General features: G+C 49.3%; 23 protein-coding genes. 13 read left to right on the top strand and 10 right to left on the bottom strand.

Annotated features, from left to right (window positions below; genetic code table 11):
- Positions 1–37: 37 nt before the first annotated feature.
- On the bottom strand, positions 38–1537 hold the full coding sequence (locus H4O21_RS00950) for a leucyl aminopeptidase (protein ID WP_182806962.1): 1500 nt from the start codon (positions 1535–1537) through the stop codon (positions 38–40).
- Between the two features lie 261 nt (positions 1538–1798).
- On the opposite strand from H4O21_RS00950, the gene lptF reads away from it, so the two are divergent.
- From lptF to H4O21_RS00930, 4 genes are all read left to right on the top strand, one after another.
- Complete coding sequence (gene lptF / locus H4O21_RS00945; protein WP_182806961.1) at positions 1799–2938, top strand: LPS export ABC transporter permease LptF; 1140 nt, start codon at positions 1799–1801, stop codon at positions 2936–2938.
- Positions 2939–2941: 3 nt separating this feature from the next.
- Positions 2942–4006 carry an LPS export ABC transporter permease LptG gene (gene lptG, locus H4O21_RS00940; RefSeq protein WP_182806960.1) on the top strand — a complete coding sequence of 355 codons (1065 nt, stop codon included), beginning with the start codon at positions 2942–2944 and terminating at the stop codon, positions 4004–4006.
- A gap of 70 nt (positions 4007–4076) precedes the next feature.
- The gene (locus H4O21_RS00935) at positions 4077–4655 is read left to right on the top strand and encodes an RDD family protein (RefSeq protein WP_182806959.1); all 579 of its coding nucleotides are present in this window, start codon (positions 4077–4079) and stop codon (positions 4653–4655) included.
- 384 nt (positions 4656–5039) lie between these two features.
- Positions 5040–5462: a hypothetical protein gene (locus H4O21_RS00930; protein ID WP_182806958.1), complete on the top strand. Its 423-nt coding sequence runs from the start codon at positions 5040–5042 to the stop codon at positions 5460–5462.
- 177 nt (positions 5463–5639) lie between these two features.
- Here H4O21_RS00930 and H4O21_RS00925 read toward each other — a convergent pair whose 3' ends face one another.
- The 4 genes from H4O21_RS00925 to argA form a co-directional block, all read right to left on the bottom strand.
- A complete protein-coding gene (locus tag H4O21_RS00925) occupies positions 5640–6128 on the bottom strand; it encodes an AAA family ATPase (protein ID WP_182806957.1) in 489 nt (162 codons plus the stop codon).
- A 10-nt stretch (positions 6129–6138) separates the two neighbouring features.
- The gene (locus H4O21_RS00920) at positions 6139–6549 is read right to left on the bottom strand and encodes a GFA family protein (protein WP_182806956.1); all 411 of its coding nucleotides are present in this window, start codon (positions 6547–6549) and stop codon (positions 6139–6141) included.
- A gap of 33 nt (positions 6550–6582) precedes the next feature.
- Positions 6583–7104 (bottom strand): hypothetical protein, encoded by a 522-nt coding sequence (locus tag H4O21_RS00915; protein WP_182806955.1) that lies wholly within the window; start codon positions 7102–7104, stop codon positions 6583–6585.
- Positions 7105–7275: 171 nt separating this feature from the next.
- Positions 7276–8586, bottom strand: coding sequence for an amino-acid N-acetyltransferase (gene argA, locus H4O21_RS00910; protein WP_220495450.1), 1311 nt, complete (start codon positions 8584–8586; stop codon positions 7276–7278).
- A gap of 427 nt (positions 8587–9013) precedes the next feature.
- Here argA and H4O21_RS00905 point away from each other — a divergent pair, with 427 nt between their 5' ends.
- The 7 genes from H4O21_RS00905 (at position 9014) to H4O21_RS00875 (ending at position 15685) form a co-directional block, all read left to right on the top strand.
- On the top strand, positions 9014–9520 hold the full coding sequence (locus H4O21_RS00905) for an SUF system Fe-S cluster assembly regulator (RefSeq protein ID WP_182806954.1): 507 nt from the start codon (positions 9014–9016) through the stop codon (positions 9518–9520).
- A 149-nt stretch (positions 9521–9669) separates the two neighbouring features.
- Positions 9670–11112 carry a Fe-S cluster assembly protein SufB gene (gene sufB, locus H4O21_RS00900; RefSeq protein ID WP_182806953.1) on the top strand — a complete coding sequence of 481 codons (1443 nt, stop codon included), beginning with the start codon at positions 9670–9672 and terminating at the stop codon, positions 11110–11112.
- Positions 11113–11343: 231 nt separating this feature from the next.
- Complete coding sequence (gene sufC / locus H4O21_RS00895) at positions 11344–12096, top strand: Fe-S cluster assembly ATPase SufC (RefSeq protein ID WP_182806952.1); 753 nt, start codon at positions 11344–11346, stop codon at positions 12094–12096.
- Positions 12093–13397: a Fe-S cluster assembly protein SufD gene (gene sufD / locus H4O21_RS00890; protein ID WP_255487073.1), complete on the top strand. Its 1305-nt coding sequence runs from the start codon at positions 12093–12095 to the stop codon at positions 13395–13397. Before sufC ends, sufD begins: the two co-directional genes overlap by 4 nt.
- A complete protein-coding gene (locus H4O21_RS00885; protein WP_182806951.1) occupies positions 13397–14656 on the top strand; it encodes a cysteine desulfurase in 1260 nt (419 codons plus the stop codon). The genes sufD and H4O21_RS00885 overlap by 1 nt, the downstream gene beginning before the upstream one ends.
- Before the next feature lie 11 nt (positions 14657–14667).
- Positions 14668–15213: a putative Fe-S cluster assembly protein SufT gene (sufT, locus tag H4O21_RS00880; RefSeq protein ID WP_182806950.1), complete on the top strand. Its 546-nt coding sequence runs from the start codon at positions 14668–14670 to the stop codon at positions 15211–15213.
- A 151-nt stretch (positions 15214–15364) separates the two neighbouring features.
- Positions 15365–15685: a Rieske (2Fe-2S) protein gene (locus H4O21_RS00875; protein ID WP_182806949.1), complete on the top strand. Its 321-nt coding sequence runs from the start codon at positions 15365–15367 to the stop codon at positions 15683–15685.
- A gap of 128 nt (positions 15686–15813) precedes the next feature.
- On the opposite strand, the gene H4O21_RS00870 is transcribed toward H4O21_RS00875, so the two are convergent.
- The gene (locus H4O21_RS00870; protein WP_182806948.1) at positions 15814–16146 is read right to left on the bottom strand and encodes a type 2 periplasmic-binding domain-containing protein; all 333 of its coding nucleotides are present in this window, start codon (positions 16144–16146) and stop codon (positions 15814–15816) included.
- Positions 16147–16301: 155 nt separating this feature from the next.
- On the opposite strand from H4O21_RS00870, the gene H4O21_RS00865 reads away from it, so the two are divergent.
- Both H4O21_RS00865 and safD read left to right on the top strand, forming a co-directional pair.
- A complete protein-coding gene (locus H4O21_RS00865; protein WP_182806947.1) occupies positions 16302–17060 on the top strand; it encodes a sulfite exporter TauE/SafE family protein in 759 nt (252 codons plus the stop codon).
- Complete coding sequence (gene safD, locus H4O21_RS00860) at positions 17057–18427, top strand: sulfoacetaldehyde dehydrogenase SafD (RefSeq protein WP_182806946.1); 1371 nt, start codon at positions 17057–17059, stop codon at positions 18425–18427. Before H4O21_RS00865 ends, safD begins: the two co-directional genes overlap by 4 nt.
- A 227-nt stretch (positions 18428–18654) precedes the next feature.
- Here the strand turns inward: safD and H4O21_RS00855 are convergent, their stop codons facing one another.
- The 4 genes from H4O21_RS00855 to H4O21_RS00840 form a co-directional block, all read right to left on the bottom strand.
- A complete protein-coding gene (locus H4O21_RS00855; RefSeq protein ID WP_182806945.1) occupies positions 18655–20424 on the bottom strand; it encodes a SulP family inorganic anion transporter in 1770 nt (589 codons plus the stop codon).
- A gap of 131 nt (positions 20425–20555) precedes the next feature.
- Positions 20556–21749, bottom strand: coding sequence for a choline ABC transporter ATP-binding protein (gene choV / locus H4O21_RS00850; protein WP_182806943.1), 1194 nt, complete (start codon positions 21747–21749; stop codon positions 20556–20558).
- 3 nt (positions 21750–21752) lie between these two features.
- A complete protein-coding gene (gene choW, locus H4O21_RS00845) occupies positions 21753–22598 on the bottom strand; it encodes a choline ABC transporter permease subunit (RefSeq protein WP_182806941.1) in 846 nt (281 codons plus the stop codon).
- Between the two features lie 139 nt (positions 22599–22737).
- Positions 22738–23697, bottom strand: coding sequence for a choline ABC transporter substrate-binding protein (locus tag H4O21_RS00840; protein WP_182806940.1), 960 nt, complete (start codon positions 23695–23697; stop codon positions 22738–22740).
- Positions 23698–23729: the final 32 nt, after the last annotated feature.

The raw sequence follows: 23729 nt of genomic DNA, 5'->3' as shown, positions 1-23729 counted from the left end.
CCCAACAAAATTGTCAGGAGGGATAAATCAGGGGTTGTTACAGCTGATAATTACCGTCGCTGGCTTTAGACAGCAGGTACTGAGTCAGTAGCGGTACAGGTCGACCTGTTGCGCCTTTGTCTTTACCTCCGCTGTGCCAGGCCGTACCGGCAATATCCAGGTGAGCCCAGCGATAGTCTTCAGTAAAGCGGGACAGGAAGCAGGCTGCAGTAATGGTACCTGCCGGACGACCGCCAATATTGGCAATATCGGCAAAGTTAGAGTCCAGCTGCTGCTGATACTCAGACCACAGCGGCAGGTGCCATGCACGATCCGCAGCATAGATACCCGCTTCCAGCAGTTCTGCAGCCAAGTCATCGTCATTCGCCAGCAGGCCCGTAGCATGATGGCCCAGGCCGATAATGCAGGCGCCGGTCAGGGTTGCAATATCGACTACTGTTGCCGGGTTATAACGCTCGATATAGGTCAGTGCATCACACAGAACCAGACGGCCTTCTGCATCAGTGTTCAGAATTTCAACGGTTTTGCCTGACATGGTCGTTACGATATCGCCAGGCTTGGTTGCGTTACCCGCAGGCATATTTTCAACTGCCGCCACGACACCTACGACATTGATGGCTGGCTTCAGAGCTTTCAGCATCTGCAGTACGCCCATCACGCTGGCAGCACCACACATATCGAATTTCATCTCGTCCATACCGGCACCTGGCTTCAGGCTGATACCACCGGTATCGAAGGTCACGCCTTTACCGACCAGCACATGGGGCTGTTCATCACCGGCACCACGGTATTCCACCACCACCAGGCGAGAAGGCTGCACACTGCCCTGACCAACAGACAGCATAGAGTTCATACCCAGTTCTGACATCTGATCTTCGTTCAGTACTGTCAGGCTCATCTCGTCACAGTCTTCGACCAGAATCTCAGCCTGTTCTGCCAGGAAAACCGGCGTACAGACATTACCCGGCAGGTTACCCAGATTACGGGTGACATTCATACCCTGACCTGTGGCCTGACCCACAGCTAAGCCGGAGGCTACGGCATCCTGATCCTGAGTACTTACAGTGATACTGTCCAGGCTGATCGGATCGGCTTCTTTGCTCTTCATCTGATCAAAGACATACAGGCTGGTTTCGGTATTTTCTGCCAGCAGGCGGGCTTTCCAGCCGTTGCTTCGATCATCTTTCAGTGCCACATCGTCCAGGCTTAATGCCAGGCTGGTGACTTTCAGGCCTTTAACCGCACCAATGATGGCAGCGACCAGAGAACGGAACTTATTATCCGTCAGCTCTTCACTTTTACCGGTACCAACCAGCAACAGACGTTTTGCTGACAGGCCTTCTGCAAATGGCAGTAACAGAGTCTGGCTTTGTTTACCGGTAAAATCTTCCTGCTCAGTAATGCGGCTGATTAATCCACCCGCAGCCTGATCAATCTGCTGAGTCACCGGACTGAGTTCACCCTCAGCGCCGACAAAAGCGACCAGACAATCCGTGTTCAGCTCAGTCAGAGCCTGGTTGGTTGCGTTAAACTGCATAAAAACTCCACGTAGTAATCAGGTAAGAAGACAAATATCTATCCAATCCCGTTATAAGAACAATAGCCACAAGACAAAAGGGGAGTGTTATTGGATAATTTGCCCGCTGAAATCAGCTTCAGCTATTGTCCTCAGTTTACGCAATGGTTAACTGAACGCAAAGTCGGAAAAGTGAATCTACTCCGACAGTTATTAATCATCCGGGCCGGATTACCGGTCTGAACAGAACACATATCAGGCAGACAAACACAGGAGCTGCTTTTGATTATTTTCCGTTATCTGATCCGGGAAGTGCTGACCACCATGAGCGCGGTATCTCTGGTGTTACTGCTGATTATTCTCGGAGGTCGTTTTATCAAGCTGTTTGAAGATATTGCAGAAGGCTCGTTGTCTCTGGATTTTCTCTGGAGCCTGTTACTGCTGCAGTTACCTTCGGTACTGGAACTGATTCTGCCACTGGCTTTTTTTCTGGCGGTGATGCTGGCGTATGGGCGTCTGTATCAGGAAAATGAGATGGGGGTATTGCTGGCCTGTGGTTTTTCGCCGCGCAAACTGCTGTTGTATACCCTGTGCGTTGGTTTTTTCGTTGCTGGCATTGTGGGTAGTTTCAGCCTCTGGCTGACCCCCCAGAGTGAAGCCAGAGCCTTCAGTATTGTTGAAGATCAGAAAAAACGCATGGATTTTTCTACCATTAAATCCGGACGTTTTCAGAAGTTTTCCGGTGGTCAGGTAGTTTACAGTGAAGAGCTGACTGAAGAGAACACCCGCATGAGAGGTGTGTTTCTGTCCCGTGAAATTAAAGGGGATGATGGTCAGGTGCGGACAGCGGTATTCCGGGCGGATCAGGGCTATCAGTACCTGGACCCGGACACCGGCAGTCGTTTTCTGGTACTGGAAAACGGCGCTCGTTCTGAAGGTCAGGCGGGTTTTGGTGATTTTAACTTTCTGACCTTTGAACGTTATGCCGTACGTCTGGCAGAAAAAGATCCTGCACGTAACTCGGTGAAGGTGCGTCAGTTACCGACCAGCCAGATCTGGAATTCTGATACACCGGCCCATCAGGCCGGTGTACAGTGGCGCTTATCTCTGCCACTTATGGTAATTGTGGTGACGCTGCTGGCTGTGCCTCTGAGTTATGTCCGGCCACGTCAGGGACGATTTGCCAAACTCTTCCCGGCAGTATTTCTGCATATCTTCTATCTGAGTGGCCTGATCTCAGTCCAGGGCATGATAGAAAAGGGCAGACTAGACCCGGCCATTGGTATGTGGTCAGTGCATCTGGTGTTTATTGCGATTGCTCTGGCTTTATTATCTAAAGATTATCTGTTCAGTCGGGGCGGTAAACGCAATAAGAAAAATGGCAATAAACAGACTCCTCCTTCAGCCACAGGGACGGCATAACCGATGAAGACACTGGATCGTTATATCGCCCGTAATGTGCTGGGGGCTGTACTGGTAGTACAGACCCTGCTGCTAGGACTGGATTTTCTGCTGGCGCTGGTCAACGAGCTGGATAATCTGAATGAAACCTATCAGATTACCAATGCGTTGTACTTTGTCACGATGACTTTACCACGTCGTTTTTATGATCTGGTGCCGGTCAGTGTGATGGTGGGCTCTCTGATTGGTCTGGGGGCGCTGGCCAGCAGTAACGAACTGTCAGTGATCCGGGCTGCCGGGGTATCCATTGTTCGCATCATTGTCTCCGTGATGAAGCCCATGATGCTGTTGATGGCTCTGACCTTTGTGGTTGGTGAGTTTATCGCGCCTCAGACTGAAGTGACCGGTCAGAACTACCGTATTCTGAAACGATCCGGCAATACTATGGTGAAATCGGAATCAGGTGTCTGGCACAGAGACGGTAATGAATATTTCTATTTCTCTTCGATTCAGGCCAATGGTCAGTTATTTGGTGTCTCACGTTACGAGTTCAATGAAGAAAACCAGGAACTAAAAAGTATTGCTTATGCCGAATACGGGGTATATCAGGATGATCACTGGCTGCTGAAAGGGGTTCAGGTCAGTGAGGTTAACGATGATGGCGTTTTTACCGGTCGGACACCGGAGTGGGTATGGAAGACAGATCTGACACCTGATCTGATCAAGATGATTATTATCACTCCCCGTTACCTGGCACCCAGTGAGCTCTGGCAATACGGTCAGTATCTGAAAGAGCGTGGTCTGAAATCCCATGAGCATATGCTGGCGTTCTGGCAGAAGATGCTGATGCCTCTGACACTGTCTTCTCTGGTTCTGGTAGCGGCATCTTTTGTATTCGGGCCTTTACGCTCTGCTCCGGCGGGCACCCGGGTTTTCAGTGGTGTAGTGGTTGGCCTGCTGGTGAAATATCTGCAGGACATTCTTGGCCCGGCCAGTGTGGTGTACGGTTTTGAACCGGTTTGGGCTATTTTGCTACCTGCGCTGGGGTGTGCCTTGTATGGCGCTATACTGATCCGGCGTAGCGGCTGATACAGACCAATACAGATTGCTCTAAGCATTCAACGATTTAAGCATTCAACGATTTAAGCAGGATAAAACTATGTTTCGACGCGGGCGACAATTCTCTAATCAGCAATGGACACGGCCAGCTAATCTGACCCGTCGACTGGGTGCTTTGATGTATGATTTTCTGATTATTGTGGCATTGTGGATGTTTGCTGGTTTTGCCCGTTTGCCTTTTGTGGACGCGGATGCGATGACAGATCAGGCCGGGCCTGCTTTTCAGAGTGCACTGTTTGTTCTGACTTTTGGCTTCTTTGCCTTTTTCTGGTTGCGTACCGGACAGACCCTGGGTATGCAGGCCTGGCGTATCCGTGTACAGAACGAGGATGGCACTGCCATGTCGCCAACTCAGGCGCTGATGCGTTTTCTGTCGGCAGCAGCTTCTATTGCGTGTGTCGGATTAGGTTATGCCTGGATGTTGTTCTCTAAAAGTAAAAAAACCTGGCATGATCAGTTCTCGGATACCGTGGTGGTTTATGTCCCTTCAGATAAAGAGATGGCACAACTGGGTAGCAGTTCTGATAACGGAACAAAAGCTGGGTGTGAGGAGGAAGCTGGTGATGGAGAAAAAGCGGGAAATAACATCGGATCTAAGAGTAAGAAAAAAGGGAAATAATCAGGATGCTGATCCTGCTTCTTCCTCTTCATTCTTCAAATTAAATTGTTGACCTGGTTTGTCTGGGTGTAGCTGATATGAAAGCTTGTTATTGCATCTGATGCTGTAGGTGTGAGCGTTCAAAAAATAAGAGGGCATCGACTAAAGTTATAGCCTTTCAGGGAACTAAGATTACCGGTTATTGCTCTATATACGGGTTGAATGGAGATAGAGAACACTGGTCGTCTGCACCTTTTAACCACCAGAACTGATTCTGGCCGCATGAAGTATCAGGCGTTCTTATTTATCATCGCTTTTATTGATCCCACCCTTTGTATGCTGTTGTCATTTGTCATTGTGTTGAGAGCAGTCTGTACAGGAGGTTTTTAATCGGTTGATTGTTTAATGAGTAGTGACGATTCGAGAACATCTTTTTGTCTGTTGAAATCTGAAGCCTATCTGTTTAATAAGAAAGCCTATATTGAATCACGCTTGCTACAGGAAGGCTTACAGGTGACTGAGATATGGCAGGTTAAATTAACACTCAGGGATTTCTTTCAGATCTACGATAGCTGGGCTGCCCGCTTTTTTTCTGTATTACGAACCCCACCACTATTTACACTGGATCTGTTTATTGTGGAGGGGGACGATGCCATTGCCCGCATGCATACACTGAAATATCAGATTCGGCAGGAAATTGCTTTTGGTCTTAAGAAAGGTGGTTTTTTACATGCACCGGACTCTGTCGCAGAAGCCCGGCAACACAGAGCTATTCTACTTCAAAGAGTGGTCAGTAAAACGACTATCTCTGAGCCTGTTGATGGATGATTACTCTTTTTCTGACAATAAAATGCCTTTCAGGCCATGATCAGTGGCTGGCTTTTTTCAGATCAGATCCTAATATATTCATCCGTTTCTCCTCCTGAGAAAATGTTTAAGATAGTGCTGATAATATTCTGGCGACCGAACCAGAAATCACTATCTTACAGGTAAAGTAAAAGCAGTTCAGTCCACTATAACATTACTGGAATAGCTCGTTTTATTGCCTGGAAAGCGATCGAAAAGTGCCTGATGCGAACGGCGGGAAAACAGATCATCTCTGGATTCATACTGTGAGATCCACTCTTTCAGCATCGGCAGGTTGGCATCCTGAACCGCTTTAGACTCATACTTATGGGGTTCCCACGGCCTGTTTTCAGCATTCGCAATACAATCCTTAACGGGTAAATCCATAAAGATAATCTGGTCAGCATACTCGGCAACCAGCTCAAGCAAATCGGTATAACAACCTTCAATTACCCAGTTTTCGGTTGATCCCATAAATACTTCTATTTCTGCCATAGAGTCAGACAGAGCTTTTCTTACGGGGGGCATCTCTGGTAACCAGGCCAGAGTATCCAGGTCCAGATGCTGATAACCGTGTTGCTGACACAATTGTTTCGCCAGAGTCGACTTTCCTGCTCCGGAATTGCCAAAAATCAAAATCTTCTTCAATTCGCACCTTTTATTTCATGTCAGGGAAAGTTTCAAACTGGGGGAGATCAAACATCTTCTCTTCCCAATCAGCTCGACTACGAACAAAAATATGGGCATCAGGCTTTATGTTAATAGGAGAGTCAAGACTACCTGCAGGAACAGCCAGTAAACCCGTTACTTCAGAATAGACAGGTAACGCCGATCCGCATTGACGACAAAAACTGCGCTCATGTTTTGTTCCGGGCAAGCACCAGTTATTAACCATATCTTTACCACTTAGCCAGTTCAGGCGCGCGGAAGCCGAAAACAGGTTTGCTCCATGAGCTGATCCAGTATCTTTCTTGCAGTATGTGCAGTGGCAAAGATAGAAGGCATCAAACTCTCCATCAATCTCAAACTCAATACTTCCGCACAAGCACTTTCCTTTATACAAACTCATATTTATCTCCCTGGCAGCTGCAGTATGCGAGCATTAGCGCTCAGAAACGATCGATTTGATACCATTCCATGATAAAAAGGCAACAGCTCCACCGAACATTAGGGTATGAATAGTAAAAATAATCGCAATTTTAGATAAAGGCAGGGATAAATTATTTAGCGCCATAAGAGCTGCGAATGGCAACCCATACACAAGCCCTGTGGTAATAAAATAGTGAATAGCACCCCGGTTAAACTGATCGACAGCTTTATCCGGATCCGGGAACTGAATCCCATCATCACCTGACACCTGGACACCATCCACCAGAATCTGGCACCCCGTGCCAATACCACTTCTTCTGGCCGCTAATCGAATCTCGACGCTTTTAGTCTGGCCAGAAAAATCATATGATGTTTTTATACAGTCAAACAGCTGGAGCCAGCTTCCTTTTTTATGCTCAATAACCCGGCCATCTACTTCCAGTAATACCCGGTTATCAGGAGGAAAAAAGCTGACCTGGTTAATGACTTTAATCAGATGATTATCAACAACGATTCTCCAGACTTTCTCTTTCATAAGCATCCCTGAGCATCATGCTATAAAGTACTTTCTGCACCATTGATGACTATCATACTCCCCTTTTGTCATTTCTCCTGTTACACCGTTAACCAATATGTAGTAAATATGTTTCGTTACCATTGAATAGGATATGGTTTCTGGGCGTTGCGATGTATCACATAGCGAGCTTTACAGCTTTCTCACGAACACTTTGGAGTTACGCTGCCAGTTATAAAGCTCCTGGCGGCTTTGTGGTAAGCGCTCTACTCCCGCTGGGTCAAATCCTCGCTCTCTGAACCAGTGAGCTGTATGTGTGGTTAGTACAAACAACTCATTCAACCCCATTCGATTTGCTCGTTTTTCTATATGTTGCAGAATCAGGTCTCCCCTGTTACCTCCACGATACTCAGGATGAACCGCCACGCAAGCCAGCTCTCCAATCTGCTCATCCATAAATGGATAAAGTGCAGCACAAGCGATAATCATGCCGTCCAGTTCTACTACCGTGAACTGGTCAATCTCGTTTTCAAGCCGCTCCCGTGAACGTCTGACCAGAACCCCCTGATCTTCCAGAGGCTGAATCAGTTCCAGAACACCACCCACATCATCGATACTGGCATCACGGACCTGCTCATAAATCTCCTGAGTAATCATGGTGCCATTACCATCACGGGTAAACAGCTCTTCCAGTAAAGCACCGTCCTGCTGATAACTGATCAGATGGGCACGTTTCACACCAAAGCGACTGGCTTGCCAGGCTGCCTGTAACGTACTGTATAAAGGAAGCGTTTCATCCATCTGGTCTAGCATCTGGCGGGCCTCCCGCGGAGACATATCCCGGATCAGTTTATTCTCGCCATCCAGTAAACCAGCCTGATCACTGAATACAATCAGCTTTTCAGCTTTCAGCTCTATTGCAGCCTGAGTAGCTACCTCCTCTACACTCAGAGAAAAAACCTCCCCGGTAGGTGAAAAACCCACAGGAGGTAGTAACACAATCGCTCCATCGTCCAGTTGCCGGTTAATGGCATCACAGTTCACGCTGCGTACCAGACCGGTATGGCCAAAATCCTGACCATCAATCACACCTAATGGACGGGCCGTAATCATATTACCACTGGTCACTCGTATTGATGCGCCGTGCATCGGAGAATTTGGTAATCCCATCGACAGGCGAGCCTGAATATCAATCGCTGCCGATCCAGCAGCATCCTTGATGCATTCCATCACTTCCGGACTGATAACAGGTCTGCGGCTTTTATAGCTGAGTGTCAAATTCTGTAGCGCTAGCCGCTGGTGAATCTGGGGGCGCACACCAAATGCGACTACCAGACGAACCCCAAGACTGTTCAGTAAGCCAAGGTCATTAATAATATTGGTGAAGTTCTGATGTTGTAATGCATGACCATCCAGCAGCAGTACAAACGTACGGCCTCGATGAGCATTAATATAAGGTGACGAATTACGAAACCAGTGAACGTAGTCTTGCAGGTTATCCAAGGCGATCAGCTTCCAGGGTAATCAGGTCTGGCGAGTGCAGAAATTAGAGATTGCTTTGTGCTGATTGTAGTCGCCTGCACTCTGATAAGGAAGACTGCACTCATTCACACATAAGGCTTTCTTTTTGTAACACTTCTGATGTTACTGCGGATTGATAAATATTTTCTATCTTTCCCTGTCGTCCGATCTGTGCAAGTTCATAAAGAAAGAATAATTCTCAACGAAAAAAGCAGACTGATCATAGGGATATTTATGTCTTTTATGAGAATGATTTTCAATAAACTTCTTCAAACAGGGGAGTAACCGCACCTATCGTGCCGGTATTGTGCAAAAAACGATAAAACTAAGCAAAAAAGTCAGGTATAAGGGTTTTGTTCAAAGTTAAATAGGACTAAAATGGTCTACTATGACGAATACGGGTTGAACAATGCTGAAACTAAGTAAACTGACCGATTATGCTGCTGTAGTGATGGCTCATATAGCCAGAACCCCTGATCAGCTGTTTACCGCTTCGGATATTGCTGACCATGTCCAGATTCCTAAGCCTACTGTCAGTAAGACATTAAAGATGCTGCAAAAAGGTGGCCTGTTGATATCCCATCGCGGTGCTCAGGGCGGATATGGGCTGGCCAGGGCACCACAACAGATTACTGCCAGCGATATTATTGATGCCATTGAAGGCCCTTTTGGTATGACTGAATGCAGTCAGGAAGATGCTTTATGTAATCTGCAGGAAACCTGTGGTGTGGCAGATAACTGGCAACGGGTGAGTCTGGCTATCCGGCAGATGCTGAGCAGCATTACTCTGGTTCAGCTTGCCCAGAAAGAACCACTTCAGATGGGCTGGTTTGGACATGAACCCAGGCCAGAGCAAGTGGCAGATCAGCGTTCAGCCCAACAGGAAATTCCGCTGGTGGCTTTGTCCGGCGATTAGTAAAGACAAAGCAAGGCAACACAATAACGCCGGAATGACACCAGCCCTCACAGACAGCAGTGCTGAGACTGTGAAACCAGAATTGCAGACCGGATTCAGAAAGAAAATACCATAACTCTGCGGATAATATGCGGGGTGGGGAGAAAGAAATGGCAAGTCAAGAGATGGAACAGCTGGTACGTCGTGAGTACAAGCAGGGTTTCGTAACTGATATTGAAACAGAAATGGTTCCACCAGGCCTGAATGAAGACGTGATTCGTTTTATTTCGGCTAAAAAAGACGAACCTCAGTGGATGCTGGACTGGCGCTTAGCGGCGTTTGAGCAGTGGAAACAGATGGAGCACCCGGAGTGGGCGCACGTGAATTTCCCTGAAGTTGATTTCCAGGCCATCTCCTATTATGCAGCGCCTAAATCCTCTGAAGATAAGCCTAAGAGTCTGGATGAAGTAGACCCTAAGCTGCTGGAAACCTACGAAAAACTGGGTATTCCTCTGCATGAACGTGCGGCGCTGGCCGGTGTGGCGATGGATATGGTGTTCGACTCCGTATCGGTCACAACGACGTTTAAAGAGAAGCTGGGCGAAGCCGGTGTGATCTTCTGCTCCATCTCTGAAGCGATCCGTGAATATCCAGAACTGGTACAAAAGTATCTGGGGTCAGTGGTTCCGGTAACCGATAACTTCTATGCGGCGCTGAACTGCGCGGTGTTCTCTGATGGCTCTTTTGTTTACGTGCCAAAGGGCGTGAAATGCCCGATGGAGTTGTCCACTTACTTCCGTATCAACGCGGAAAACACCGGTCAGTTTGAACGTACCCTGATCGTGTGTGAGGAAGGCGCTCAGGTGTCTTACCTGGAAGGTTGTACCGCGCCGATGCGTGATGAAAACCAGCTGCATGCTGCGGTAGTAGAGCTGGTGGCGCTGGAAAATGCCGATATCAAATACTCAACGGTTCAGAACTGGTATCCCGGTGATGAAGAGGGTAAGGGCGGTATCTACAACTTCGTGACCAAGCGTGGCGAGTGTCGTGGTGATAACTCCAAGATCAGCTGGACTCAGGTTGAGACCGGTTCTGCCGTGACCTGGAAATACCCAAGCTGTGTACTGAAGGGTAAAAACTCCGTCGGTGAGTTCTACTCTGTTGCCGTCACCAACAACATGCAACAGGCTGATACCGGCACCAAGATGATCCATGTGGGTGAGGGCACTCGTTCGACGATTATCTCTAAAGGTATCTCTGCCGGTCGTTCCGATCAATCCTACCGTGGCCTGGTAAAAGTTCTGCCAGGCGCAAAAGGTGCCCGTAACTTTACCCAGTGTGATTCCCTGTTGATTGGCGATCAGTGTGGTGCGCATACATTCCCATATCAGGAAATTGCCAACAGCACAGCACAGGTTGAGCACGAAGCGACCACTTCCAAAATTGGTGAAGATCAGCTGTTCTACTGTCGTCAGCGTGGTATCTCTGAAGAAGATGCCGTGAACATGATCGTAAACGGCTTCTGTAAAGACGTATTTAAAGAACTGCCAATGGAGTTCGCAGTAGAGGCCGAGGCTCTGCTGAACGTCAGCCTGGAAGGTGCTGTGGGTTAAGTATCAGAGCTTAGAGGATCAGGTCTGGCCGGTTTCTGTTTTTAAACGGCAAAACATCCTGTTTTGATCCGTTTTCGCTTCGCCATCCATGGCTGCGCGTAAAACAGAAACTCTGTCCAGTCCTTGTCAGCTCCTTAGCTAACAGCCATATGTGGCAAACGAAAAGAATTCAGATTGTTGATAGGTGCGCAAGCCCATAGCGCCGCACCATCCGAGATAAAAGGTTAAACCATGTTAGAAGTTAAAGACCTGCGTGTTAGCGTTGAAGATAAAGAGATTCTGAAAGGCCTGAACCTGACCATTAATCCGGGTGAAGTTCACGCCATTATGGGCCCAAACGGTGCCGGTAAATCGACGCTGTCTGCAGTGATTGCAGGTCGTGATGGTTACGAAGTAACCGGCGGCAGCATCACTTTTGAAGGTGAAGACGTTCTGGAGATGGAAATTGAAGAGCGCGCCCGTGCCGGTATGCTGCTGGGTTTCCAGTACCCGGTTGAGATTCCAGGGGTGAAAAACGTTTACCTGCTGAAAGCGGCTCTGAACGCTAAGCGTGAGCACCTGGGTCTGCCTGAGATCGAAGCCCCTGAGTTTATGAAGCTGGTGCGCGAAAAGCTGCAGTTTATGAAGATGGACAACAGCTTCCTGCACCGTTCAGTGAACGAAGGCTTCTCCGGTGGTGAGAAAAAGCGTAACGAGATCCTGCAGATGCTGATCCTGGAGCCTAAGCTGGCGTTGTTGGATGAGATCGACTCGGGTCTGGATATCGACGCCCTGAAAGTCGTTGCAGAAGGTGTTAACAGCCTGCGTGACGAAGGCCGCTCCATCGTGATGGTGACGCACTATCAGCGTCTGCTGGACTACATCGTACCGGATCATATCCATGTTCTGTCCGGCGGTAAGATCATCAAGTCTGGCGACAAGTCTCTGGCGCTGGAGCTGGAAGAGCGCGGTTACGACTGGGTTATCGAGGAGGCTGCTCAATGAGCCTGAGTGAATATACTGATCAGTGGCTGTCTGCGGTAATGCCGCAGGTCAGCGAGGGTCCGGGTTGGTTAACGGATCTGCGCCAGGGTGCGGTTGAGCAGTTTGCCACTTCAGGTCTGCCTCACGCCCGTCTGGAAAACTGGAAATACACCGACGTTAAAGCACTGGCTAAACGTGATTTCAGGCTGCCGAAAAAGGTTGATGCCGCTGAATTGGTGGCGGAAAAGTCACTGGGTGTGCAGGGGCTGCGTCTGGTATTTGTTGATGGTCTGTTCAGTCCTGAGCAGTCTGACCTGGGCGAACTGCCAAAAGGCGTAAACGTACTGCCGCTGGCAGACAACGCCAATGCAGCGAAAACCGTATTGGGTCAGGTGGCTGCGGCTAACTTCAGTGGCTTTACCGCTCTGAACCTGGCCAGCTGGCAGGATGGTGTGCTGATCGATCTGGCCAACAATGCGGTACTGGAACAGCCGGTTTATCTGCAGTTTGTGTCGACAGCTCAGGACAATGCAGTACTGATTCAGCCGCGTATTCTGATCAAAGCCGGTGTACACGCGCAGGCGACGGTAATTGAGCATTACTCCGGTGCTGAAGAAGCCGCCAGCTTCAGCAATGTGGTGACCGAAGTGGATCTGGCCGATGGCGCCCGGATCACCCACTACAAGCTGCAACAGGAAAGCACTAAGCAATATCACGTGGCGAGTCTGCATGTACAGCAGCAGCGTGACAGCCGTTTCACCTCACACAATATCTGTCTGGGTGGCAAGCTGGCCCGTCAGGATATTCAGGTCGAGCTGAATGCGGAAGGTGCTGAGGTGTATCTGGATGGTCTGTATCTGGGTAATGGCCGTCAGCATCTGGATAACCACACTCTGGTGAATCACAACGCGCCGCACACCAACAGTAACGAAGACTACAAGGGCATTCTGAACGATCGTTCCCGTGGCGTTTTTAATGGTAGTGCTGTGGTACATAGAAACGCGCAGAAGATCGAGGCTCATCAATCCAACGCCAATCTGTTGCTGTCAGACAAAGCCGAGATTGATACCAAGCCTGAGCTGGAAATCTACGCCGATGATGTGAAGTGCTCCCACGGCAGCACTACAGGTCAGCTGGATGAAAGCGCACTGTTTGCCCTGCGCTCCCGTGGTATCGATGAAGCGATGGCGCGCGGTCTGTTGACGCTGGCCTTTGCCAACGAAGTAATTGATCGAATTGAGATCCCTGAAGTACACGACCAGATCGAAGAAGCCGTTGCTGGCCGTTTACCTGAAAAGTTCAACCTGAAAGGGCTGGTGTAATGAACGCGATCGCTCCCAAACACGGTTACAGTGAAGCACAACTGGCGCAGGAGATGCTTGCCCTGCGTGAGCAATTCCCACTGCTGAACCGTACGGTACACGGCAAGCCTCTGGTGTATTTTGATAATGGTGCTACGGTACAAAAGCCGGAAGCTGTGATCGAAAGCATGAACCAGTACTATCGTGAGCTGAACTCCAATATTCACCGTGGCGTGCACTATCTGTCCGGTGAAGCGACGGATGCTTACGAACAGGCCCGCGAGAAGGTGCGTCAGTTTATTAACGCACGCTCCAGCAAAGAAGTGATCTTTGTGCGTGGTACCACGGAAGCGATCAACTTAGTAGCCAACACCTTTGGTCGTCAGCTGTCAGAAGGCGATGAAGTGATTGTCTCCATGATGGAGCATCACGCCAATATCGTGCCCTGGCAGCTGCTGCGTGACCAGCTGGGTATCGTGCTGAAAGTGATCCCGGTGGATGAGGATGGTGAGCTGGATATGGCGGCACTGAACGCCATGATCAGCGATAAAACCAGACTGATCTCTGTGACTCATATCTCTAACGCGCTGGGCACCATTAACCCGGTGAAACAGATCACTCAGCTGGCGCATCTGCATGAGATTCCTGTACTGCTGGATGGCGCTCAAGCCGTACCGCACACAAAAGTGGATGTGCAGGATCTGGATTGTGATTTCTACGCCTTTTCCGGCCATAAAATGTACGGCCCGACCGGTGTCGGTATCCTGTACGGCAAAGAAACTATGCTGGAAAAGCTGCCGCCCTGGCAGGGCGGTGGCGATATGATTGACCATGTCAGCTTTGAAGAAACCACCTTTGCCGATCTACCTCATAAGTTTGAGGCGGGTACACCGGCCATTGCCGAAGGCATTGGTCTGGGTGTGGCCTGTGACTGGCTGACCAACGCAGGGCTGGATAAGATCGCGGCCTGGGAAGATATTCTGCTCAAGTATGCCACTGAACAGATGAATGAAATTCCGGGTATGCGGATTATCGGCAATGCCGAGCAAAAAGCCGGGGTGATCTCGTTTGTGATGGACGGTGTGCACGCTCAGGATCTGGGTGTACTGATCGATCAGCTGGGTGTCGCTATTCGTACCGGTCACCACTGTGCTATGCCTGTGCTGCATCACTTCGGTGTTAATGCGACGGCCCGTGCTTCTTTTGGTCTGTACAACACCAAAGAAGAGATTGATGTCTTTATAGCGGCTATGAACCGCGCGCGGGATATGCTGCTGTAAGGGGCCGGTGAATGAAAAAAGACGATAAAATCATTCTGCAACGGGATGTGGAAGCGATCTCCATCCCGTTCGGTAAAACCGTCACTCTGCCGGAAGGCGGTGAGGTGATCGTGATGCAGGCGAAGGGCGGCAGTGTCAGTGTCGGTTTTGAAAGCCGTTTGTATTTGATCGAAAGCTATAATCTGGATGCTATTGGCGGTGAAGCGAAAGCACGCCCCAGTCTGCCGGAAACCGCTTCAGCGAAAGAGCTGGAAGAGTATGTCTGGGAGCAGCTGCGTACCTGTTATGACCCGGAAATTCCGGTCAATATCGTAGATCTGGGATTAGTCTATGGCTGTCGTATCGACCAACTGCTGACCGGTGAAACCGTGGTGATCATCAAGATGACCCTGACCGCACCGGGTTGTGGTATGGGTGATGTGATTGCCGAAGATGCCCGTCGTAAGATTCTGGGAGCACCTCAGGTATCTAAAGTACTGACCGAAATCGTCTTCGATCCTCCCTGGAGCCGGGATATGATGTCGGAAGATGCCAAGCTGGAAACCGGTATGTTCTGATTGCTGAATGATGGCTTCAGATATTAGATAAGCGCAATTTTAAATAGCTTCCTTGCCATTGCTCTGGCCCGGAAGCTATTTTTGTATATCGGATCAGATAGATAAAAATAGAATTAAAGAACTTTATAACAACAGATTAGCTGAGAAAAATATGGCCTGGATTAAAGTTGATGTTGCTGCGGCTATCGCAGATGGCGAATACCAACTGGTAACCACCGAGGATGATGTTGAGCTTTTAGTGGCTAACGTTGATGGTGAGTTCCACGCAATCGAAAATCTGTGCACCCACGATAACGGCTCGCTGGAAGGTGGTTGTATCGAGGATGGTGAGATCGTATGCCCTCGTCACGGTGCTCGTTTCTGTCTGCGTAGTGGTGAGGTGACTGCACCTCCAGCGTATGAAAATGTGGATGTGTATCCGGTGAGAATTATTGATGGCGTCGTTGAAGTCAGCGATGAGCCGGACGATTAATCTCTTCTATCAGGCTGGTAGCGGAGAATATGACGGCTGCTTATAGCAGCCAGCTGATTTCGGAACATCTCTGGGCTACTGTTTCTGCAATGTACTTCAGCCCTGAAATACATTTTGATTTCAGTGGGTTACCAATCTAGTAACTGCTCTGGATTATTTTGCAGGTAAGCGATCTTTTCCCGCAGCCGCCCGGCAAACTCCTGGGTGATCATAGATTGCGGTACACCAGAGGGATACATAATAGCCGTTTTCAAAAATACCTCTGGTTCAAAACAACGGAACACCACTTTGCCCGATTGGGCATCGCTGTGATAGCTATAGACCGAGATCGGATCAAGAATACATACGCCCATTCCTCTCTCAACCAAACGCAACGCTGGAATATAAAATCGACACTGCAAGCGAACGTTCATTCGATAGCCACCCTCTTCAAACAGTGTCAGCAGATCGTGAAAAATCATATGATCCGGAAGCAGACTCGTTCTGCTTCGATAGCCTTTTTAATATGCTGAACCCGGCTTAAGGTGGACACCAAAACTCTGCTAACTGGTCCTATGGTCATTCTGTGCAATTTCTTACTCTGCCAGTATCAAAATATTGCAGGATCAATGCAGACGTGGAAATTGTTGAACTCTCCTATACCAGCATGCTCTGGTTATCGCTGGCCATTGCTCTGGCTTCTATGATCACTTCCATTACCGGAATGGCAGGTGGCGTGCTTATGTTTGCCGCGATGAGTGTCTATATGCCGGTGCGTCCGCTGGTGGCAATTCATGGCACGGTTCAGGTGTTCAACAATGCCGCGCGCAGCTGGTTTTTACGTTCCAGTATCCGCTGGGGCATGTGTATTCCTTTTGGTATCGGTGCTGTACTGGGCGCAACAGTGACCACACTGTTTATCGTGAAGTATATCGGGGAGTTCTTCCCGCTGCTGATTCTGGTTGGCCTGATTCTGTATACCCTGTTTAAACCGAAGCGCATGCCACAGTTGAAAATTCAGGATAAGAATTTCTTCTGGGTCGGCATCGCTACCGGAAGCCTGGGCATTATTGCCGGAGCAATCGATCCTTTGCTGGCGGTGTTTTTTATCCGTGATGATCTGACCAAAGAAGAAGTGGTCAGCAATAAATCCCTGATGCAGCTGTTTGCCCACCTGACAAAGATTCCGGCTTACCTGTTCCTGGGGTTCTCTTTTATCGATAACGCAGAAGTGATCGCTATCCTGAGTCTGGCAGCCGTGATTGGAGCCAGGCTGGGTGTGATTGTGCTGGGTTATATCAATACTAAAGTCTTTTTTGCCCTGATGAAAGTGGCACTGTTCTGTGCTGCCGGGCGCATTATTTATCAACTGATTCAGATGGGGGTTCAGCCATGAGTCAAACTTATTCCTTAGTGAATCCATATAACAATGAGCCAATCGGTGAATACCAGTACACCTCATGGGATCAGGTGGAACAGAAGCTGGCTCTGCTGAAAACCGGTCACAAAACCCAGCGTGACAGTTCTGCATTTGAGCGTGCCAATGTGCTGGCCCGTCTGGCCGAACTGCTGAAAGAGCACTCTGAAGATCTGGCTCAGCTGATCACCCGTGAAACCGGTAAAACCATCTCTGACTCCCGTGTTGAGATGATGCGCGCAGTGAATGCAACCATTGCCTGTAGCGAAGAAGCCCGTCAGATTACCGGTGAAGCATTGGATTCAGATGCCTATGCCAGCATGGGTAAGAAAATCGGTATTGTTTGCTGGCGTCCACTGGGTACGATTTTCTGCATCACACCGTTTAACTTCCCGATCAATATTGCGATTCATAAGATCGGGCCAGCTTATGCGGCGGGTAACAGTGTACTGTTTAAACCCGGTCCTCAGAATACTGCCACAGCCCGGCGTCTGGTTGAGCTGTGCCATGAGGCAGGTATTCCTGAGAATGTGCTGCAGTTCTGCATGCCAGAAATGAAAGAGCTGGATCGTCTGAATGCACATCCGGATATTCATGCCATTAACTTTACCGGCGGTACTGCGGCTGCCAATGCGATCGCTGCTGCTGCAGGCTATAAAAAGCTGCTGCTGGAACTGGGCGGTAATGATCCTCTGATCGTAATGGATGATGCCGATCTGGAAGGTGCAGTAAAGGCCGCCATTAATCAGCGTTTCGCCACTGCCGGACAGCGTTGTACTGCTGCTAAGCGTCTGTTTGTACATGAAAAAGTTTATGATGCTTTCCGTGATCTGCTGGTTGAGAAAAGCTCAGAGCTGGTAGTGGGTGATCCGGCAAAAGATGAGACCTTTATCGGCCCTCTGATTCACCAGGGTGCAGCTGATCAGGTACGTGGTTTTATTGAAGACGCCATTGAGCGTGGTGCAACCGTGGCAATGGGCAATCAGTACGAAGGGGCTTTTGTCTATCCGACGATTCTGGAGAACGTTGACCCGGAGTGTGAGCTGATGGTGGAAGAAGCCTTTGGCCCGGTTATGCCTCTGTTTAAGTTTGATGATGTGGACGCCATTATTCCGATCATCAATAACACAGCTTACGGCCTGCAGGGTGGTATTTTCACCAATAATCTGGCTCTGATTCGTCGTCTGTTTGAAGAACTGGATGTAGGTACGTTGGCCGCGAATGATGGTCCGGGCTTCCGTACTGAGCATTTCCCATTTGGTGGTGTAAAAGAGAGCGGTGTCGGTCGTGAAGGTATCAAATACGCGATTCGTGAGATGAGCTTTACCAAGACTCTGGTGCTCTAACCCCGACAGATCTGATAACCCCGGTAGATCTGATGTTCGATTGACTCGTTTGCCCTGAGTTAAATGCCTGAATAATGGCTCCCTGCTAAAAGCAGCCGGATTTTCCAGCTTCCGCTGGCTTTTATCAAGCGTTGATTCAGGTACTTATTCAGTTAACAGGCGGCAAGGCCCTGCTTCTTCTGGTATCAGGTGAAACTCTGAGTACAGGGGCAAGCAGGGCTTTTTTATTAGCATTGATTGAAAATCTTATTATGGCATTGCTCACAGCCTGAGGGTGCAGAAGTATGCTCAGTCAGCGCAGACAAAGCAGCTTCTGTGGTGGTGAAAAAGCGCGCCTCTCCGATCTGATCGAGATAGCCCGACTGAGACAGTGTTTCCATCACAGCATGTTTCACTGAACAAAAATATAAATGCTGTCCGGAATGCTCCAGTCGCTTTGCTTCCTGCCACAACATGTCGGCTCCGGCCAGATCAATAAAGTTAATCCCGGAACACACCAGCAGAATATCTTGCTTTTGCTTATTCGCGGGTTCACTGTGCTGCTGCAGTAATTGCTGAATATGATCCGTCGCCCCAAAAAATACCGAGCCATCAATACGCAACAGCTTTAGTTGAGGGAGCACCGGCAGATCAAAACGCTCTGTACTGCGCAGATCCAGACCTGGCGAAAAAGATTTTGGTGCCACTTCAGTCACTTGTGGCCGGGATGTCTTTTGTAAATAAAGAATCAGCGACAGCGCGACTCCCAGATAAACGGAGTACTCCAGTTCAACCACAAGGGTTGCAGTAAAAGTCAGCAGAAATACGGCAATTTCCTGTTTATTGCTGCGCAATATCCGAGTGATATGGTGCTGATCAATCAGCCCCCAGGCAATCAGCAGGATGGTGCCAGCCATCACTGGCAGCGGCAGAAACACCGTAACCTCAGGCAAATAAAGTAATATCAGCAGCAAGATCAATGCGGCAAAAATGGCTGCCAGAGGGGTTTGCGCCCCGGCTTCGTAATTGACACCGGTACGAGTAAAAGACCCCGATCCGGCATAGCAGGAGAAAAAGCTGCCTACCATATTAGAAAGCCCTTGCCCGATAAACTCCTGATTGCCTTCAATACGCTGACCAGAGCGCAGAGCTATGGCACGGGCTATTGATACCGCTTCTACCAGTCCCAGTACAGCCACAGCCACTGCACCCGGTAATAATTCACTGATGGTCTGTAGTGACAGCTCCGGCCAGGCAAGCTCCGGTAACTGGCCGGAGAGCGCTCCCAGCAGGACTACGCCCTGGTCAGCACCCTCCAGCAACCAGCACAACAGGCTACCGGTTATCATGCCAATCAGCATCGCAGGTAATGCGGGATTGATACGTCGTACCAGCAGCACAACGACCATAGTGCTGAGCGCTATCAACAGAGCATAACCATTGGTTTGTGGAAGTTGCTGCACAATAAACTGCCAGCTGGCAAAAAAAGAACTGCCTGAAGGCACATCAATGCCCAGGGTATATTTCATCTGACTGGTGGCGATCAGAACGGCAGCCCCTGCGGTAAAGCCGATAACCACGGTATGAGAGATAAAATTAACCAGGGTTCCCAGTCGGGCCAGGCCAAGCCCGAGTTGAATCAGTCCGGTTAACAGTGTCAGCGTCAGAACTGCCGGAATAAACAACCCGCTATCTGGTGGCACTACTCCACTGACCACACTGAATACCACAATAGAAATAGCTGCTGCTGGACCGGAAACAAGGTGCAGAGAAGAACCGAATAACCCGGCAATCACTGGCGTTACCATAGCCGTGTACAAGCCGTATTCCGGTGGCAGACCAGCAATCATGGCATAAGCCACACCCTGAGGCAGCACAACAATAGCGCCGGTCAGACCGGCAATGATATCCGCCCTGAGTGATTGTCGATTGATATGGGATTGCCAGGCCAGAAATGGCAGACACTTTTTCAGCCAATACAGAATCGCTTCTGCAGCACCGGAGTGTTGAGTGCTCATAATCTATTCCACAACAGAGATCAGATCTGCTATGCCCATAGGCATCAGGCAGGTCAAAGGGAACCAGCTGATATCACAGAACTATCAGATTCCTTTGATATCAGGCTGAATTCCGTCTTACACCGATATAGTCAGGCCGAAGCCGCTGTAAAGTGCTTGCCTAATAAGGCGTGATAGAAGTTCACATCGGACAGTACACCCACCAGATGGTTATCTTCTTTCAGCAATACCGGTTGTCCTGTGCGATAGCGAATCTCAATAGCCCGACGCATCGATATATCCGATGGTGTCATCACCAGGGTATCGCAGGTCAGCTGATCCAGACAGTCGCCTTCATGCCAGTGCTGTACCGATAAGGGTTGGTCCTGGCGATGAGCTCCTGTGACCTGACCTGAGCTGTCTGTGCTGATACAGGTATTGTCGTGAGCATTAAGCTGCAGAGTATGTCCGTTCCGCTTCAGCTCGGTCACATCTGTCATCAGAGAACGGCCTCGCAGTACATTCAACGGGTTAGTATGCGCAACAAACTCTTCTACATAAGCGTTACCTGGATTGAGTACAATATCCTCCGGTTTACCATGCTGGACGATACGTGCAGACTCCATAATGGCGATATTTGTACCAATTTTCAGGGCTTCATCCAGATCATGGCTGACAAACAGGATGGTCTTATTCAATTGCTGTTGCAGTTCAATCAGTTCATCCTGCAACTGACTACGGATCAGAGGGTCCAGTGCAGAGAAAGGTTCATCCATCAGCAGAATATCGCTGTCTATCGCAAACGCTCTTGCCAGACCAACCCTTTGCTGCATGCCTCCGGACAACTCATGGGGCAGCTTACTCCCCCATTCTGCCAGCCCGACCATCTCCAGCTTTTCCTGAGCACGGGCTAAACGCTCTTCCTTCGCAAAACCCTGCATTTCCAGACCGAAGGCTACATTCTCCAGTACCGATAGCCAGGGCATCAGAGCAAATTTCTGGAAAACCATAGAGACCCGATTGGTACGTATATGACGCAGCGTGGCGGCATCACAGGAACCAATATCCACCATCTGCTGGCCATCACGTACCAGCAGTTCCCCCCGGCTGACCGGGTTCAGGCCATTCACCGCTCGCAACAGACTGGATTTGCCAGACCCGGATAAACCCATCAGGACACAGATCTCGCCCTGAGAAACATCAATACTGGCATTATGTACCCCAACCACACCTCCGCCCTGTTCGATAATTTCCTGACGGCTTTTCCCCTGATCCAGCAGGGCCAGGCTTTGTGCTGTCTGATCTCCGAATACCACATCCAGATTACGAATACTGATCGCTTGCATGGTTCAGATCTCCTCTTTCAGATTCGGCGTTTTACAGATGCGATCCAGAATGATCGCAACCAGCACAATGGCCAGCCCGGCTTCGAAACCCTGTGCAATATCAACTGTATTCAGTGCACGAATTACAGGTTTACCCAGGCCGTCTGCCCCAACCAGAGCCGCAATCACTACCATAGATAACGACAACATAATGCACTGGGTAATCCCGGCCATGATGTTAGGCATCGCTGCCGGAATCTCCACTTTGTACAGGAGTTTCATCGGGGTTGCGCCAAAGGCTTTGCCCGCTTCAATCAGCTCGCCAGGTACTCGGGTAATCCCCAGGCAGGTCAGTCGGATTGGAGCCGCAATGGCAAAAATAATGGTGGAAATAAGGCCTGGAACCACTCCAAGACCAAACAGCACCAGTGTAGGAATCAGATAAACAAATGTTGGAATAGTCTGCATCAGATCCAGCACAGGTCTTAACAGAGTATTCAGCCAGGGATTATGGGCCGCCAGGATACCCACAGGTACACCAACCACAATCGACAACGTGGTCGCAGTCAGTACGAGAACAAAGGTTTCCAGCATCTCCTGCCAGTACCCCATATTCAGTATCAGCAGCAGTGCAGCGGTAATAAATACCACCAGAGGCACACTGCGGTGTAACAGCCAGGCAATTGAAGCGGTCAGTGCAATGGGAACCAAAGGTGGAAACCACTGAAAAATATCCACCAGGTTCAGAATGATCCATTCCAGAAAAAACGCGATACTGTCGAAAAAGCCAGTGGCATTAGATGTTAGCCAGTCAACAATAGCTTCCATCCATTGTCCCAGTGGAATTTTATGTTCTGTAATCCAGTTCATGAGCTTACCTGCAAAAACAGAGGGTTCAGGCAGAGCAGAGAATCACCCTATTCCGGCTGATTTCTGCCCTGACAATGACATGCTCCCGGTAACACAAGAGCACCTGAATAAGAGAGGGTGAATAAGAGAGATGAATACGCTACTGAATACCCAGTGAAGCCTGCACTGCTGGCAGTGCTGCCTCACCCTGTACTGTTTTCACACCCTTAAGCCACTGTTTGAGCACATCCGGATTCTGCGTCAGATACTTGCGCGCTGCGGTGGCAGGTTTATCGCCATCCTGCATGATGTAACCCATCACCTGGTTTTCCATATTCAGACTGAATTTCAGGTTATTCAGGAACTGCCCCACGTTGGTACATTCCTGCTGATAGCCTTTACGGGTCAGAGTATGTACTGTGGCTCCGCCAAAATTCGGACCAAAATATTTATCCCCTCCGGTCAGATAAGCGATATCAAAATTGGTATTCATCGGATGAGGTTCCCAGCCCAGAAACACGATGAACTGCTTACGTTTGATATCCCGCTTCACCTGACTCAGTACACCCTGCTCGCCAGATTCCACTAGACGCCATCGGTTCAGACTGAAGTCACCGCTATCAATCATGTCCTGCAGCAACTGATTGGCCGGTGCGCCAGCTTCAATACCATAGATACGATTACGGAACTGATCACCAAAACGGGACAGATCAGCAAAGTCCTTTACACCCGCGTCATAAGCGTAACGGGGCACCGCCAGAGTAAACTTAGCCCCCTGCAGGTTCTCACCAACAATATCCACCTGCCCAGCAGGTACATATTTATCAATAAACTTCTGCTGTGCTGGCATCCAGTTGCCCAGAAACACATCTATTTCATTGTTCTTCAGGCCTTCAAAACCGATAGGTACAGCCAGGGTGCTGATCTCTGTCTGATAGCCCAGACCTTGTAATACAGCACTTGCCAACGCATTGGTGGCGTTGATATCGCCCCAGCCAGGATCAGTAAAGTGAACCGTCCGGCAAGTATCCGGTTCGGCCGCCGAGATCGATAATGACAATATGCTCAGCCCGAAACCCAGTGCGCAGGCTATTTTTTTCACGGTTTTTGCAGTATTCATAGGTAGAATCCTTTTATTATTTTTGGCTCACT

Origin of the sequence: Oceanospirillum sediminis (assembly GCF_014164585.1) — a bacterium.
In the GTDB taxonomy this organism is placed as follows: domain Bacteria; phylum Pseudomonadota; class Gammaproteobacteria; order Pseudomonadales; family Halomonadaceae; genus Oceanospirillum; species Oceanospirillum sediminis.
This window is presented reverse-complemented; position numbering and strand designations above follow the sequence as displayed.